Origin of the sequence: Aquihabitans sp. G128 (assembly GCF_019048865.1) — a bacterium.
GTDB lineage: Bacteria > Actinomycetota > Acidimicrobiia > Acidimicrobiales > Iamiaceae > Aquihabitans.
This window is the reverse complement of the sequence record NZ_CP077604.1, coordinates 1,261,597-1,277,380: the sequence shown is the minus strand read 5'-3', so window position 1 is coordinate 1,277,380 and position 15,784 is coordinate 1,261,597. Positions and strand designations below refer to the sequence as shown.

Genomic DNA, 15,784 nt, shown 5'->3' with positions numbered 1-15,784 from the left:
GGCCTGCCACCCAGGCGCTCGGCCCGGCGCAGTACCATCGCCGTGCCGTGTCTGTCCTCAAGCGCTTCATCCGGTTCGTCGTCGTGATGGCGGCGCTCATCGGGGTGATGGCGGCCTCGCTGGCCGTCATCGGCCCGCAGGTCGCGAACCTGGTGAGCGCCCACAAGTCCGATCACCAGACCCTCGCCCTCAAGCCCCTCGCCGAGCGGTCCTACATCTTCGACGCCAGCGGCTCCCGGCTCGGGACCATGACCAACCGCGAGGACCCGCAGAACCGGGTTGTGATCTCGCTCAAGGACATCCCCGACACCGTGCGCTGGTCGGTGCTCGCCACCGAGGACGCCAACTTCTACAAGCACAAGGGCGTCAACATCCGGTCGATCCTGCGGGCCGTGAACGCCAACCTGGAGACCGGCGGCGTCAGCCAGGGCGGTTCCACCATCACCCAGCAGGTGGTCAAGAACTCGCTGGTCGGCGACCAGCAGGACATCAAGCGCAAGCTCCGCGAGGCGTTCCTCGCCGTCGAGCTCGAGAAGCAGATGTCCAAGGACGAGATCCTCGAGTACTACCTGAACAGCGTCTACTTCGGCGGCGGCGCCTACGGCGTGGCGGCGGCCTCGGAGTACTACTTCAACAAGAGCGTCAAGGACCTGAACTGGGCCGAGGGCGCCACGCTGGCCTCGCTCATCTCCAGCCCGAACTACTACAACCCGTTCAAGAACCCGAAGGTGGCGCTCAAGCAGCGCAGCCTGGTGTTCAAGCGCCTCGTGGCCACCAAGAAGCTGACCGAGGACGAGGTCAAGTTCTACCAAGCGGTCCCGCTGCCCACGGTGGCCAACAAGCCGAAGCCGCCGTACGACTACTTCGTCGAAGAGGTCAAGCAGCAGCTGCTGAGCGACCCGAAGTACGGCCTGGGCGGCACCGAGGCCGAGCGCAACCGGGCCGTCTACGAGGGCGGCATCTCGGTGTACACCACCTACGACCCGGCGATGCAGGAGAAGGCCAAGCAGGCCCGGGACGAGACCATGCCGGGCAACCTGGGCGACGGCACCTTCCAGGTGATCAACCCGAAGACCGGCCAGCCCACCATCGGCACCCAGGCCATCGCCTCGGTCGAGCCGTCCACCGGTGCGGTCAAGGTCCTGCTCGGCGGCCCCGGCTACGACAAGGTCCAGTTCAACATCGCCCTCGCCGGCCGCCAGGTGGGATCGACCATGAAGGCGATCGTGCTGGCCACGCTGCTCGAGCAGGGCTACGTCCCGAGCGACACCGTCAGCGGCGGCAAGTGCACGTTCAAGTTCCCGGGCCAGACCAAGCTCTACTCGCCGTCCACCGGCAAGGCCGGCACCGGCACCATCACCACCATGATCCAGGTCAGCTCGAACTGCGGGTTCGTGCGGCTGGGCCAGGTGGCCGGGATCGACAACGTGGTCGCCATGGCCCGCAAGCTCGGCATCACCAGCAAGCTCGACGCCGTGCCGTCGCTGCCGCTCGGCACCTCCGACGTCTCGCCGCTGCAGATGGCCTCGGCGTACGCCACCTTCGCGAACGACGGGGTCCGCAACGAGCCGTACTACATCGAGAAGATCGTCTCCCGGGACGGCAAGACCCTCTACCAGCACCAGGCCAAGCCCGAGCGGGTCATGAGCATCCAGTCGGCCCGCCTCGTCGACCAGGTCCTGCTGAACAACGTCGTGCGCGGCACCGGCAAGAACGCCGCCATCGAGGGCGGCCAGCCGGCCGCCGGCAAGACCGGCACCACCAACGACTCCACCGACGTGTGGTTCGTGGGCTTCACCCCCCGCCTGGCCACCGCGGTCTGGATGGGCGCCAAGGACGGCAACATCAGCCTGGACTCCAACGCCGAGCTGCGCGGCGCCACGGGCGGCAAGTTCCCGGCGCTGACCTGGGGCCGCTACTACTCGCTGCTCTACGCCGGCCTGCCCGTCGTCGACTTCACGCCGGCGGACCCCACCCGGAGCGGCAAGTCGGTGGGCAAGATCCCGAACGAGGTCGGGGGCTCCGGCGGCGGGTCGGGGACCACCCGGCGCACCCCGCGGACCAACCGCGGCGGCGGTGGCGGCACGGGCGGGACGGGCGCCACGCCCACCACGCTGCCCGGCTTCACGCCCACGACGCAGACCCCCACCACCGCCACCCCGGGCACGCTCGGTACCGTGCCTGCTGGAGGCAACTAGATGACCAGCACGTTCGACACCCTGCTCGAGGTCCAGAGCCACGACACCCGGCTCGACCAGATCCTGCACCTGATGGAGCAGCTCCCTGCACGCGAGGAGCGCGACGCCGCAGCCGCTGCCCTCGCGGCGGTCGAGGCCGAGGCGGCCGCCGAGCAGGCCGCCCGGGACGAGCTCGGTCGCCAGCAGAAGCGCCTCGACGACGAGATCGAGACCGTCAACGCCAAGCGCAAGAGCGTCAACGACACGCTCTACGGCGGTTCGGTCACCGCGGCGGGCGAGCTCAACGACCTCACCAAGGAGATCGACGCCCTCGGGCGCCGGGTCACCCAGCTCGAGGACCAGGACCTCGAGATCATGGAGCAGATCGAGCCGATCGACGCCCGCCTCGCGGCGCTGGCCACCACGCTCGAGCAGCGCCGCACGGTGCTGGCCGACGCCGAGGTCCGCCTCATCGCCGCCGAGGCCGAGCTGGCCGCCGAGCTCGAGAAGGAGACCGCCGCCCGGGCGGCCACCGCCGCCCAGGTCGACCCGGACCTGCTGCAGGAGTACACCTCGCTGCGGGGCGGGCGGGGCGGCATCGGCGTCGCCAAGCTCATCGGCACCCAGTGCGGCGGCTGCCACCTCACGCTCTCCGCCGTGGAGGCGGCCCGCATCCGGAAGCACCCGGAGCAGGTCACCCACTGCGAGGAGTGCGGGCGCCTGCTCGTGCCCTGAGCCGGTCGTCCCCGGTGCTCGTCTGGTTCGTGGCGACCTCGGTCGTCCTCGTCGCCATCGTCTTCCGCAGCCCCGCCATCGACTACCGCACGGTGGTCCTGGGTGCGCTGCTCCCGCTCGTCGAGGCCGCGCTCGGCGGGCCCCGCCTGCTGCACTCGGTCGTCGGAGCCGTCGGCATCCTGGGCGTGGTGATGCTGGCCACCCGGAACCGGCGGCTCGTGCGGCGTCGGGCCCTCGGCGTGCCCATCGGCCTCATGTGCCACCTCGTGCTCGACGGCTCCTTCACGCGGGTCGACAGCTTCTGGTGGCCGGTGTCGGGCCTGTCCTTCGCGCCGGGGCAGATCCCGGAGATCTCCCACCTCGGGGTGTCGCTGTTCCTGGAGCTGGTGGGCGTCGGCGTGGCGATCTGGGCCTACCGGCTCTTCGACCTGCGGGACCCGGCGAAGCGCCAGCGCCTGCTCCAGGACGGGCGCCTCGACCTGCCCACCTGGCGCGAACTCGGCCCGGCCCAGGGCCCGGATCCGGGTTCAGCCGACGGGCTCGCCCGGCGCCGCTTCGAAGCGCCAGACCTCGCCGTCGGGCGCTAGGCGACCGACGGGCTCGGTGGGGAAGTGGGTGCCGAGCACGAGCGCCGAGCGGGCGGCAGCCTCGGCGAGCACGTCGTCGCGGCTGGTCCGCGCGAGGGCGACGTCGTCGTCGGACACGAACGCCACCGCCGGCTCGGCCAGCTGGAACGGGTGGTGGATGGTGTCGCCGGTGACCAAGGCGACGGCGTCGCCCGACTCGATCCACAGCGACACGTGGCCGGGCGTGTGGCCGGGGGTCGGGGCGAAGCGCAGCCCGTCACCCAGGTCGGCGTCGACGGCCACCGACTCGGCCAGGCCGGCGTCGAGGATCGGTTGCACGCTGTCGGCGTGGATGCGGCGGGCATCGTCGTCGTCCCGGCTGCTGAGCCAGGCCAGCTCGCCATCGACGTAGCGGTAGGTGGCGGCGGGGAAGGTCGGCACCCAGGCGTCGCCTTCCCGGCGGGTCCCCCAGCCCACGTGGTCGACGTGGAGGTGGGTGTGGAGCACCTCGGTCACCGAGCCCGGGTCGATGCCGGCGGCGACGAGGCGCTCGAGGAACGGGGTCCGGAGGTCGCTGAACCACGGCACCTCGCGCTGGCGGCCGTTGCCGACGCACGGGTCCAGCACGATGGTGCGCCCGGCCACCTGCAGCACGAAGGCCTGGACCCGCATGGCCAGGTTGCCCTGGGCGTCGGCCCAGGTGGGCACCAGCCACGGGTGGCCCAGGATCAGTGCTTCGTCGGCGTCGGGGAACATGAACGCCGGCGGGATGCCGGCGGTCTCGCTCTCGACGACGGCGGTGATGGTGACCTCGCCCACCTGCCAGCGGGCCGAGCGCTCGCCGGCCGGGGTGGCGATCGGCCCGTCGGGGCCGGTGGTGGCGGCGGTCTCGGTGGTGTCGGTCATGGTGGCGCTCCCTGGTGCCGGCCGCTCCCGTCGGCGGCGCACCACAGTCTGCGCCCGGATCGCCCGGGGCAGACGCCCGTTCGCCGCGAAAGCCGCAGGAGGTGCGCCGCCTCCGGGCGAGCCCGGCCGTCAGGCGGCCTTCGACCGCGCGGTGAGCAGGGCGCCGGCGCCGAGGAGCGCGGCCAGCACGGCCACGACGAGGGCGGCGATGGCCACGGGGTCGGTGCCGTCGTCGCGGTCGTCGCCGTCATCGGTGGTGGCCTTGGACGACGAGCTGGCGGTCGTCGTGGTGGCCACGCCGCCGTCGGTGCCCTCGGCTTCGCCGGCGACGAGCTGCAGCGTCGGCGCCGGGTGCTCGGGCTCCTCGCCGTTGGCCGGCGTGGCCTGGATCCAGGCGACCTCCTCACCGCTGCTGTAGGTCTGGATGGTGGGGAAGGCCAGGGCATCGACGTCGTCGGGCAGCGGGCCGACCGAGAGCGAGAACGTGTCGAACTGGCCGGCCTCGATCTGGCCGCCGGACCACGTGACGGTGTCGACGACCTCGTCGTAGGAGTCGCCGAACGCTTCGATGGGCTTGTCGAGCTTCCGCATGGTGGTCTTGGCGGTCCAGCCCGGCTTGGGCTGCACCGACACGAACGGCAGCGGGCTGTCCTTGGGCAGCTGCACCTCGACCTTGGTGGTGCCGGCGTCGTCGCGCTCGTTGGGCACGCTGAACGTCACGATCGAGAACCCGCCCTTCGTGCCCGGGTCGGGGATGGTCACGTGGGCCGAGGCGGGCGCCGCGAGGGTGGCGACGGCGAGCAGGGCGGCGGTGACGAGGCCGGTGGCGGCGGCGAGGCGTGAGGTGGGCAGGGGAGCGCTCCTTGGTCGGGCCGAGGCTCGTCCTCGGCGGATCGCCCATCGGTCGCCTGGGCCGCCGTTCCGGTTCCCGGTCCTGTCCCCTCGCTGTCGCCGCCGTGGCGCCGCCGACGGTGGCGGACCGCCTCAAGCGACGGCCGAGGCGGGGGCGCTCGACGCAGCCGGGCGGCGGGCGAGGGTGCGGCTCAGGGCGACGATCGCCACGCCGGTGAGGACCACGCTGGCCAGGCCGACCCGGATGCTGGTGGCATCGGCCACCGCGCCGACGAGGGGCGCCGAGAGCAGGAAGCCCACCCGCAGCATCCAGCTCACGACGGTCAGGCCGAGGCCGGCGGGCAGTCCGGGGAGCTCGTCGGCGGCGTGCATGGCGGCCGGGATGAGCGTGGCGACGCCGAGGCCGGCGGCCACGTAGCCGAGCAGGGTGGTGGCCGTGGTGGGCACCAGCAGCGCGGCCCCCATGCCGATCGCCGCCACCAGCCCGCCGGTGCGGACGACGGCGCGCTGACCGAAGCGGTCCATCAGCCGATCGCCGGTGAGCCGGCCGACGGTCATGGCCGACTGCAGGGCCACGAAGGCCAGGCCGGCGACCGCAGCCGAGGCACCCCGCTCGTCGCGCAGGTACACCGCGCCCCACGACGACCCGGCGTCTTCCACCGACGCCCCGCAGGCAGCGAGCAGGCCGAGGGCGAGCAGACCGAGCAGCACCGCCCGGTCGGCCGTGCGCAGCCCGCCGGCGACCACGGCGGGGGAGGCCTCGATGTCGCCGCCAGACGCGTCCGCGGACGCGTCCGGTCGTTTCTCGGCTCCGATGGCGGGCGCGTCCGCGGACGCGTCGGGAGGGCTCGCGGGTTCGGTGCCGGACGCGTCCGCGGACGCGTCCGCGGCCTCCAGGCCGGGCACCCGCTCCCGGTCGTCCGGGCCGGGGAGCAGGTGGCGGTCGGCGACCAGGGCGATCGCTCCGGCCACCACTGCGGCGCCGATGAAGTGGGCTGGCAGCGGGACCTCGAGGCCGGCCAGGGCGGCGCCCACGAGGCCGCCGACCACCGCGCCCACGCTCCACAGGCCGTGCAGCGCGTTCACGATCGAGCGCCCGTAGCGGCGTTGGACGCGGAGCCCGTGGGCGTTCTGCGCCACGTCGACCACGGCGTCGATGCCACCGGCGACGAAGAGCACGGCCGCCAGCAGGCCCCAGCGCGGTGCGAACGGGACCAGGGCCAGCACCGCCCCGAGGACGAGGATGCCCACCACCGCCACCCGTCGAGAGCGGAACCGTCCCACCAGGGCGGTGGCGGTGAGCCCCAGCAGCAGGGCGCCGAGCGGGAAGGCGGCGATCGCCGCCCCCAGCGCCCCGTTGCTCAGCCCTAGGTCGGCCTTGATCTCCGGGTAGCGGGGCACCGCCGAGGCGAACAGCGCACCGTTGGTGAAGAACAGCGCGGCAACGGCCGCACGGGCCGCCCGGGGTGGAGGCGGGGCCTGGAGGTCGACCGCCATGCGGCCAACCCTAGGGACCCGCCTGGTCGTCCCCGGTCGCCGGCCCCGCTACGAGGCGGAGCGGGGCTCCGAGCCCTGGGCTGGGGCGCTGCGGCCCGACCGGTGGGCCTGCCAGCGCTGGCGCTGGCGGTGGGCGGTGATCCCACCGATCACGAGCAGCACGACTGCCAAGGTCACCAGGACGGCCATGGTCGGCCCGAACCCCAGCGCCGAGTCGAGCACCTGCCGCAGTACCGCCATGGCCCCGAAGGTGCCAGCCCACTGCCAGCCGCTGGGCCCCTTCGGCCCCTCCCGCCGCTGGTCCTCGTGGTACTCGAGGGTCTCCTGGTTCTTCCGGTCCCACCGCTCCAACACGCCCATGCTCGACGCCTACCCGCAGGCTCGCCACCGTCAGAAGCCGGGCCGGTCCACGTGCCCACCTCGCAGCGACAACCCGAGCGCCGAGCCGGTCGAGCGGTGCAGGGCAAGGCGAACTCGCTGCGAGGTCGCTGCGAGGTCGCTGCGCGGCGGTGCCACGCTCGTCCGGTGCCCCCTGTCCCCGGTGACGATCGACCATCGAGCCCGAGCCTGGCGGCGCTGCCCGACCCCGTGCGCCGGAAGGCGATCGCCGTGGGCGCCGAAGCCTGGCTCGACGAGCTGCCGACCCGGTTGGCCCAGCTGGCTGGTCGGTGGGGCCTGGTCATCGGCTCGCCGTTCCCCGACGCCACGGAGGGGTTCGTCGCTCCGGTTGACCTGGAAGGAGGCGGACGGGCGGTCCTGAAGGTAGTGGTCCCGAGAGCGGGCGGAGCGGCTCAGCGGGAGGCCACCGTGCTGCGCCAGGCGCAGGGCGAGGGCTGCGCCCGCCTCCTGCGCCACGACGAGGCGCTCGGCGCCCTGCTGGTAGAGCGCCTGGGCCCGTCGCTGCGCGACCTCGACCTGCCGCTCGGCCGTCGCCTCGAGGTGCTCGCCGACGCGGCTACGGCGCTGTGGCGCCCCGTTCCCGCCGGGCTCGCCCTCCCGAGCGGTGCCGAGCGCGCCGGCGAGATCGCTGCGGGCATCGTCGAGCGCTGGGACCGGTTGGGACGGCCCTGCTCGGAGGCGGCGGTCGCCCATGCCCTGGCCTGCGCCGAGCGACGTGTCGCCGCCCACGACGACGAGCGGGCCGTCCTCGTCCACGGCGACGTGCACCAGTGGAACGCGCTGCAGGCCGACGACGGCTTCAAGCTGGTCGACCCCGACGGCGTGCGGGCCGAGCCCGAGTGCGACCTCGGCGTGCTCTTGCGCGAGGACCCGGTGGAGCTGCTGCAGGGCGACCCCTTCGACCGCGCTCGCGTGCTCGCGGCCCGCACCGGCCTCGACGCCACCGCCATCTGGGAGTGGGGCGTGCTGGAACGGGTCTCCACCGGCCTCGTGTGCGAGGAGGTCGGCCTCCAGCCGTTCGGCCGCCAGATGCTCCACGCTGCGGACGTCATCGCGGCCACCGCCCGCTGACCTGGAACCTGCAGGCGGTCAGGCCGGTGTGGTGACGGTGAGCCGGTCTGTAGGCGGGGATCGGTCAGCGGGGGAGCAGTGACCTGCGGGTTCCTCGGAATCTGGCCGCTGAGCCGCTGATTTCCTGCCGGTCACTTCTCGTCGCTTCTCGCCCATTCCGGGTCGCTCGCGGACTGTCCGCGCACCGCTAGCTAGCCTCGCACGATGGAACGCATGCCGATCTTCGTCAGTTGGTCGGGGGTCCGATCCCATGAAGCGGCTAAGGCACTCAGTGACTTCTTGCCGCGAGCTCTTCAGATGGTGAGCCCCTGGCTCTCGAGCGACTCAATTCGCAGTGGCACTCGCTGGTTCGATGAGCTCAGCGAGGTTCTCGGTCACTACGAGCTCTGTGTCGCCGTGCTGACGGAGGACAACCTGGACAGCCGTTGGATTCACTTCGAGACGGGAGCGATCGCCCGCGAGCTCGGAAGAGCGCGGGTCATTCCCTTTCTCATAGGCGTGACTCCCGGCCAGGTGGGAAGCCCGCTACAGCACTTCAATTCGGTTTCTGCTGACAAAGATGGGACCTACAGATTGGTTGCGGATCTGAACGACTTGCTCGGGGAAGCGAAAGTGGAGTCCCACATTCTCGAGCTTGCGTTTGGGGCGGCATGGCCCGCGTTCAGTGAGCGGCTCGACCAACTTCCGGAGCCGACCCACGAAGCCCCGCCTCCTCCCTCAACGGAGGATGTACTCGTTGCTATGGACAACCGCCTCGAAGGCATCGAGGCCATGCTCAGCTCCTCGGCTCCGTCGCGGAGCGAGCGTGGGTACGTGATCGACGCCGACGCCGTGTGGGAAATTGCGGGCCGCTGGGCTGATGGGAATCCCGCCAGCGAGCTAAAGCCTGGCGATCGGGTCGTGCACAAGAAGTGGGGCGTTGGGACTGTGCTCGACTTACGCGGCTCAGGCGACAAGCAAGAGGTCACGATTGATTTCTCGACGGTCGGGGAAAAGACTCTATTGATGGCTTGGGCCCCGCTACGCATGTTCTAGCGAGACGCTCGGCCTACCGATCCCTGGCTCGCGCCTCATCGCCGCCGGGCGGCAGCAGGTGTCGGAAGCTGGTCGGAGTCAGCCGTTTGCCGGCCGGCTCCCAGCCCGGGTCGTCACAGCTCCCCAGAGCCGTCGAAAGGGCATTGACATTGATTCCCTGAGGTCGGATAGCGCCATCCCCAGTCGAGGGAATTTCGTCTAGTCGCGCTCCATGAGGCCGAAAATCAGCGACTCCACGCACTCATGATCTCCGTGCGGGTACCAGATCGGGTAGATCCGATGCTCGGCCAGCAGAAGCTCGCGCTCATCCCAGGTGACGTCGTCGAGTGGGCGTGGAAGAAACGCGTAGTGACTCGGAACCGTGACTGCGCCATGTTTAGCAATCACCGCCTCGAAGACTCGAACAGTGCGGTCGACCGACAGGCTGCAGCCGATGAAGAGAACTGACTTCACCCGATAGACCCAGGCCAGCGCACTTGGCCACGGGCGTTCGAGGTCCGGCGCTTCCATCGGACCATATCGCTCGTCGTATTGGCTCGACCGCAGAACCCAGGTCTCAGCAATCAACTCGTCACCATGGAGTTTGAGCAACATGTGGTGGTTCTGAGAAACAAGGTCTTGGAACGCGTCCGGAATCGCCTGGTAGAAGATGTCGGCGTACGGCGAGCCGAAGGCCGTATCACTCTTCTCCAGGATGCGGTCGAGGTTGGTGGTGATCGTGAGACCGTCGAAGATGGTCGGTAAATGACGAACCGCCCCTCGGAGATGGCGCGCCAATCCAATGTTCGCCTGAACGCGCTCCAGGAAGAGCGGCTCTCCCAGCGCCGTTGCGATCGCCTCCGCCGCCTCCTCGAAGCGGCCCTCACTTAGAAGGGCGGAAGCAGACTCGAGCGGAGTATTGAGGTGGTCGATCAGCTGCTGCATGAGCTCGCCCCAGGTGGCTGCGCCACATGGCGCGGAGAGACCGGCCCCCACGAACGGAACGACCTGCGACTCCTCAATTGCCTTCATCAGCGCGCTGTAGCGCTCTCCGTTGGCCTTGAACTGGAGGATTTCGGCCAGGCGTTGCTCGTGGGCTGCTCTCCGCTCGTCCTGCCAGTCGAGTGCCTTCGCCTTGTAGCTCTCCTCATCGAGTGACCACAGTGCATCCGCGGGATCGAGCTCTACGTCTGCCACAACCAGCGGCCCTTCCAGCCGCAGCGACTCGTCGAACTCGTCATCGCGTGAGTCGTTCACGGTCGCCGCCCGTTCGCAGCCATCACGACGCGGGCCATTCTGCGTCGGTGTCCCTGGCTGCGAGCTCAGCCTGCTCCAGAATCAGCTCAATGGCGCGCGCCTCCTTGTCGGGTGGGTAGTCATAGCGAGCAAGAAGACGTCGGATTCTCGAACGCATCGCAGCGCGCACGGACTCCTTGACGGCCCAGTCAATGGTGGCCGAGTTGCGAATTGTCATCACGAGAGATCGCGCGATTGTCTTCAGGGTTTCGTCGCCGAGCTCGAGGATCGCTGTGTCGTTCTGACACACAGCGTCGTAGAACGCCACCTCGGTGGCACTCAGTCCGAGGTCCGCTGCCCGTTGACCTGCGGCTCGCATGAGCTTGGCGATCTCGACCAACTCCGCGATGACCTGGGCGGTCGAGAGCGCTCGATTCGTGTATCGGTTGATCGCCTCCTCGAGGAGTTCGGAGAACAGCCGACCTTGAACGACACTGGTGCGTCGAACCGAGCGCACCTGGTCCTCAAGAAGCCGTCGCAACGCCGCGATCTGCAGGTGAGGCTTGTCGCTCGTGGCGAGTTGGTCCAGAAATTCGTCCGATAGGACCGACACATCTGGCCGTGCAAGACCAGCGGCTGTGTAGATATCGACTACGTCGCGACCCGCGACTGCCTCCGAGACGATCTGCGCGATAGCTGTATCAACCTCGACGCCATCCCGCGACATGGATCTCGCTCCGCCGTCCGCAGCCTCGAGCTTGATGACCGCCGTACGAATGTCGGCGAAGAATCGAACGTCATCTCGAAGAGCAATCGCTTCGTCCCGAGCTCCTGCCAGCGCGAACGCCTTGACAAGTGCCAGCGCCTCGTCGAGGAATCGGCGCTTACGGTCAGGGTCAGCAAGGACGAAGTTGGTCGCGCCGGCAAGTTCCTGTAGCCGGTTCCCGGCGGACAACCCCGGATCTGCGGACCAGGGGTGACCGTGAAGGATCCCGGAACAGACGTCATGCTTCTCGCGCAGCAAGTCGACGACCTTCTCGATCGGCACTCCTGCTTGTTCCTGATCGGAGGGCGAGTACGCAGCGAGAGCTTCACGGAGTTTGTGGGCGATGCCCATGTAGTCAACGATCAGACCGCCCGGCTTGTCGCGAAACGTCCGATTGACGCGAGCGATTGCCTGCATCAAGCCCGCTCCTTGCATGTACTTGTCGACGTACATCGTATGGACCGGTGGAGCATCGAAGCCTGTCAGCCACATGTCGCGAACAATGACGATCTCCAACGGATCGTTCGGATCCTTGGCCCGCGCTTTGATCGACCTTTGGATCTCCTTGGAATGGAGGTGCGGCTGAAAGGAAAGGGGGTCAGCAGCAGACCCGGTCATAACTACCTTGATTGCGCCGGAGGCCGGATCGTCGTCGTGCCAGTCAGGGCGGAGGGTGACGAGCCGTTCGTAGAGCTCGACGCAGATGCGGCGGCTCATGCATACGATCATCGCCTTGCCGATCAAGCCGGCGCGCCTCGCCTCCCAGTGGCTCACGATGTCTGCCGCAACGAGATCAAGTCGCTGGCTCGACCCAACTATCGCCTCCACACGAGACCATCTGGATTTCGCCCGCTCGGCCTCGTCGATCTCCTGTCCCTCTGTCACCTGAGCGAGAGCGGCATCCATCTCGTCTAGAGCTGACTCGACGAGTCCCACACGCGCGAGGCGAGACTCGTAGTAGATCGGGACGGTCGCCCCGTCCTCAACAGCCCGCGTGAGGTCGTAGACGTCCACGTAGTCGCCGAACACTTGGCCCGTCGACCTATCCCCGGACTCGATCGGCGTGCCGGTGAAGCCGAGGTAGGTGGCATTGGGCAACGCATCTCGAAGGTGTCGAGCAAAGCCATCCAGAAAGTCGTACTGGCTGCGATGTGCCTCATCCGCGATCACCACCACGTTCCGGCGCTCGGTCAACCTCGGGTGAGCATCGCCGGCGACATCGGGCGCAAACTTCTGAATCGTCGTGAACACGATGCCACCGGAGGAACGATCGAGGACCGAACGGAGCTCGGCGCGACTCGACACCTGGACTGGATTCTCCGGAAGGATGCGGGCTGGGCTGAAGACCTCTCCAAACAGCTGATCATCAAGGTCGTTGCGATCCGTGATGAACACAAGCGTCGGGTTTTCCATCTCAGGGGAGCGAGCGAGCTTCGCAGCTAGTAGCACCATTTCGATGCTCTTGCCGGAACCCTGCGTATGCCAAATCACCCCGCCGCGTCGGTCGCCTGAGGGTCCGGCAGCCCTAATCGCCGATGAGGCTGCTGCATTTACCGCCCAGAACTGGTGATACTTCGCGATACGTTTGATCAGGCCGCTCGGCTCATCAGAAAAAAGGACGAAATGCCTAAGGATGTCGAGAAACTGAGCGTGGTGAAACACCCCTCGCACCAGGGTTTCGAGTTCCGGGCGACCTACCGCAACTTGAGGACTGTCGATCGTCTTCCATGGCGCGAAGTGCTCCCAGCCTGCTGTAAAGGAACCAACGCGAGCTTGAAGCCCGTCCGAGGCCACACAGACCACATTCGATGCGAATAGGTTGGGAACGTCGTGGCGGTACGTCTGAATTTGTTGCCAAGCCCCCTTTACAGTTGCGCTTTCCCCACCAGCATTCTTGAGCTCGAGCACTGCGAGCGGCAATCCGTTGACGAACACAACAGCGTCCGGTCGCCGACTCTTTCCGCCGAGCTCGGTGATGGTCATCTGATTGACAACGAGCCAGTCGTTTTGCTCCGGATGGTCGAAGTCGATCACCCATGCGAGGCTGTACCGGACCTCGCCGCCGTCTGCTCGGCTATCGACCGTGATTCCTTCTGTCAGGCAGCGATGTAGACGGAAGTTCTCCGCTATCAGACTTTGCGTCTCCGGTCGGACGATGGTTGCGACGACGGCCTCAATCGCCTCCTGTTGGAGGCTGGGATTGAGGCGCTCCACAGCGGAGCGCAAGCGCTGGACCAAGATCACATCACTCCACGATCCTCGCTCTTCGTTCTGAACACCGTGCGCGATCTCAGAGCCGGACACCGTCGCGTAACCCATGTCCCGAAACCATTCGAGGCAGGCCTCCTCCACGACTGACTCGCTGATGCCCTCGGTCATTCCGACTCTTCCTCGTGGTTCATTCCAGCGGGAGCGAGGAAGCGTCCCGACAGGAGTTCTGGAAGGAGGACATCACGGAGCACACCAAGCGCTCTAGCCTCAGTGCGTCGGTGGTGTGCAAGGTGCAGCAGATCGGTGGCTTCTGCTCGGAGCTGCTCGGAGAGATGTCGCGCATCGACCACCTCGAGCGACAGGACGTCGTCAGGACGCACGCGTTGGTGGCTTCCAGATGTACCCGTAACCCTGCCCTGCATCACTTCGAGAAAGACTGGGTCGCAACATGCCAGCCAAACGTCGGCGAGCGTGGCGCCGTCCTGAGGGGTCAAGACTAGGAATTCGGTGGAACACACCGCTGCGACTTCGTTGTTCGGCACGGCATGCCATAGCCGCGGCGTCTTTGGGTTGAGGCGTGACAGCAGGATGCTGGGTTGGGTCAGAGCGAACTTACCGCTCTTGATCTCCGCTCCAGCGCTCCGCGCCGGCAGTCTGTCGGTATCGAAGGCGGGTATCGAGAAGTGGTCGACCTCCATCGATCCCCAATTCGCAGGATCCACCATGTCTCGAGAAACGGATACCAGCGCTGACAACGTTACGGTCGGAGTATCTGGCAGAGCGGCACCGATTAACGCGGTGAGTAACTGCTCTGCAAGGGTCGCCAGGCGTAGGTCTGAATCAATGCGGTCATCCAACGTCCCAAGCATCCGGCCGATCGCCTGCTGGCGGTGAAGCGGAGGGAGCCTGATCTTGACCTTGAGAAGTTCTGACTGGCGGATGCCACTGACGGTCGTGCCAGTCGCGCGTCCGCGAAGCTGGCTCTGCACAGGGTCCGAGCGGAGCGCATAGTAGAGATACCGGCCATCGAGAGCGCTCTCCTGGCCGCGGAGGCCGAACAAGCGCTGGCCTAGACCTGCCTCGAGGTCGTTGTTGACGAAGGCCACCTCGCCGAGCGGAGCTTCTGACGTGAGGAGGACGTCGCCTGCTCTTAACGGTGTGGGCATCCATCGCTCGTATGTTCGCCGATCGACGAAGCGGTGGACGTCGTCAAGGACTCGACCGCGCTTCACGTGAACCGCCGATATGACCGGGACGCCGGCCGTTGTCCATTGCCCGCCGAGCTTTGATGGGGTGATCCCGCGACGATCGATCACCAGCTCGAGCACCTCTCCGAGGGAGGCATAGGTGTCGTCAGACACCCGTCATCCCTTCAAGACGGCTTCGGATCATCTTCTCCAGTCGATCTGCCTCGTCGAACTCGGCCAGGATTAGGGATCGGAGGCGGGTAATCTTCTCGTCGGTGGGCTCGGTGTCGATTGGTGCTTGCTCGGCACCTACGTACCGGCCGGGGTTCAGTACGAAGGAATGCTCGGCGATCTCTTCGATAGGGACGGCCCTACTGAAGCCAGCCACGTCCTCATACACGAGGTCGGCATCCTTGCCGCGCCAGGCCTGATACGTGGTCACGACACGGGCGATGTCATCGTCGTCAAACGCCCGGACCGTTCGGGTCTCCATATGGCCGAGCCCACGAGCGTCGATAAAAAGCACCTCCCCGCGGCGATCCCGGCCAGATCCCGAAGCACGGTTCTTCGTGATGAACCAGAGGCACACGGGTATGCCGGTATTGAAGAACAGCTTCTCGGGCATCGCCACGATGCAATCCACGAGATCCGCTTCGACCAGAGCTTGACGGATCGGCCCCTCGCCTCCCTGCGTTGACGACAGAGATCCGTTCGCGAGGACAAGACCTGCGACTCCCGACGGAGCTAGGTGGTGAACGATGTGCTGCACCCACGCGAAGTTGGCGTTGGAGGTCGGTGGAACGCCGAACTTCCAACGGACGTCTTCCCGGAGTGTCTCCGTGAACCAGTCGTCCTTGTTGAAAGGAGGGTTGGCCAGGATGAAGTCAGCGCGCAGATCTGGGAACAGGTCTCGGTGAAATGTTTCAGCCGAGTGTGTGCCGAGATTGGCCTCGATCCCTCGCAGGGCCAGATTCATCCTGGCAAGGCGCCAGGTCGCTGCGACGAACTCCTGGCCATAGATGGCGAGGTCGTCTCGACCGCCGCCATGCGCGGCCAGGAACTCGGCCGACTGAACGAACATGCCGCCGGAGCCGCAGCAGGGGTCGTAGATCCGCCCCTTGAAGGGCTCGATCATCTCCACAAGGAGCCGGACGATGGATCGGGGGG

At 67.6% G+C, this 15,784-nt stretch carries 13 protein-coding genes; 5 read left to right on the top strand and 8 right to left on the bottom strand.

The features are described 5' to 3' along the window. The first annotated feature begins 47 nt into the window (after positions 1–47). From KSP35_RS06005 to KSP35_RS05995, 3 genes are read left to right on the top strand one after another with little or no spacing between them, the layout of a single operon-like run. Positions 48–2,198: a transglycosylase domain-containing protein gene (locus KSP35_RS06005; RefSeq protein ID WP_216999852.1), complete on the top strand. Its 2,151-nt coding sequence runs from the start codon at positions 48–50 to the stop codon at positions 2,196–2,198. Next, entirely contained in the window at positions 2,199–2,912 is a 714-nt protein-coding gene (locus KSP35_RS06000; protein WP_216999850.1) for a zinc ribbon domain-containing protein, read from the top strand. It abuts the gene before it with no gap. Between the two features lie 14 nt (positions 2,913–2,926). Further along, positions 2,927–3,499: a hypothetical protein gene (locus KSP35_RS05995; RefSeq protein ID WP_216999848.1), complete on the top strand. Its 573-nt coding sequence runs from the start codon at positions 2,927–2,929 to the stop codon at positions 3,497–3,499. Here the strand turns inward: KSP35_RS05995 and KSP35_RS05990 are convergent. From KSP35_RS05990 to KSP35_RS05975, 4 genes are all read right to left on the bottom strand, one after another. Next, complete coding sequence (locus KSP35_RS05990; protein ID WP_216999846.1) at positions 3,440–4,384, bottom strand: MBL fold metallo-hydrolase; 945 nt, start codon at positions 4,382–4,384, stop codon at positions 3,440–3,442. The two genes, KSP35_RS05995 and KSP35_RS05990, sit on opposite strands and share 60 nt — an antisense overlap. 129 nt (positions 4,385–4,513) lie before the next feature. Beyond that, positions 4,514–5,146 (bottom strand): YcnI family protein, encoded by a 633-nt coding sequence (locus KSP35_RS05985; protein WP_216999844.1) that lies wholly within the window; start codon positions 5,144–5,146, stop codon positions 4,514–4,516. Between the two features lie 222 nt (positions 5,147–5,368). Further along, positions 5,369–6,733, bottom strand: a complete 1,365-nt coding sequence (locus KSP35_RS05980) for an MFS transporter (protein ID WP_216999842.1) — start codon at positions 6,731–6,733, stop codon at positions 5,369–5,371. A 48-nt stretch (positions 6,734–6,781) separates the two neighbouring features. Beyond that, positions 6,782–7,093: a hypothetical protein gene (locus tag KSP35_RS05975; protein WP_216999840.1), complete on the bottom strand. Its 312-nt coding sequence runs from the start codon at positions 7,091–7,093 to the stop codon at positions 6,782–6,784. Between the two features lie 165 nt (positions 7,094–7,258). On the opposite strand from KSP35_RS05975, the gene KSP35_RS05970 reads away from it, so the two are divergent. Continuing rightward, on the top strand, positions 7,259–8,203 hold the full coding sequence (locus tag KSP35_RS05970) for an aminoglycoside phosphotransferase family protein (RefSeq protein ID WP_216999838.1): 945 nt from the start codon (positions 7,259–7,261) through the stop codon (positions 8,201–8,203). Positions 8,204–8,407: 204 nt separating this feature from the next. Beyond that, positions 8,408–9,238, top strand: coding sequence for a toll/interleukin-1 receptor domain-containing protein (locus KSP35_RS05965; protein WP_216999836.1), 831 nt, complete (start codon positions 8,408–8,410; stop codon positions 9,236–9,238). Positions 9,239–9,436: 198 nt separating this feature from the next. Here KSP35_RS05965 and KSP35_RS05960 read toward each other — a convergent pair whose 3' ends face one another. Genes KSP35_RS05960 through KSP35_RS24060 form a run of 4 tightly spaced genes read right to left on the bottom strand, consistent with a single transcriptional unit; the run spans position 9,437 to position 15,752 of the window. Continuing rightward, complete coding sequence (locus tag KSP35_RS05960; protein ID WP_216999834.1) at positions 9,437–10,474, bottom strand: SIR2 family protein; 1,038 nt, start codon at positions 10,472–10,474, stop codon at positions 9,437–9,439. 22 nt (positions 10,475–10,496) lie between these two features. Next, positions 10,497–13,598: a type I restriction endonuclease subunit R gene (locus KSP35_RS05955; protein WP_216999832.1), complete on the bottom strand. Its 3,102-nt coding sequence runs from the start codon at positions 13,596–13,598 to the stop codon at positions 10,497–10,499. Further along, positions 13,595–14,791, bottom strand: a complete 1,197-nt coding sequence (locus KSP35_RS05950; RefSeq protein ID WP_216999831.1) for a restriction endonuclease subunit S — start codon at positions 14,789–14,791, stop codon at positions 13,595–13,597. Before KSP35_RS05950 ends, KSP35_RS05955 begins: the two co-directional genes overlap by 4 nt. After that, a complete protein-coding gene (locus KSP35_RS24060) occupies positions 14,784–15,752 on the bottom strand; it encodes an N-6 DNA methylase (protein WP_254127011.1) in 969 nt (322 codons plus the stop codon). The genes KSP35_RS05950 and KSP35_RS24060 overlap by 8 nt, the downstream gene beginning before the upstream one ends. Positions 15,753–15,784 lie beyond the last annotated feature (32 nt).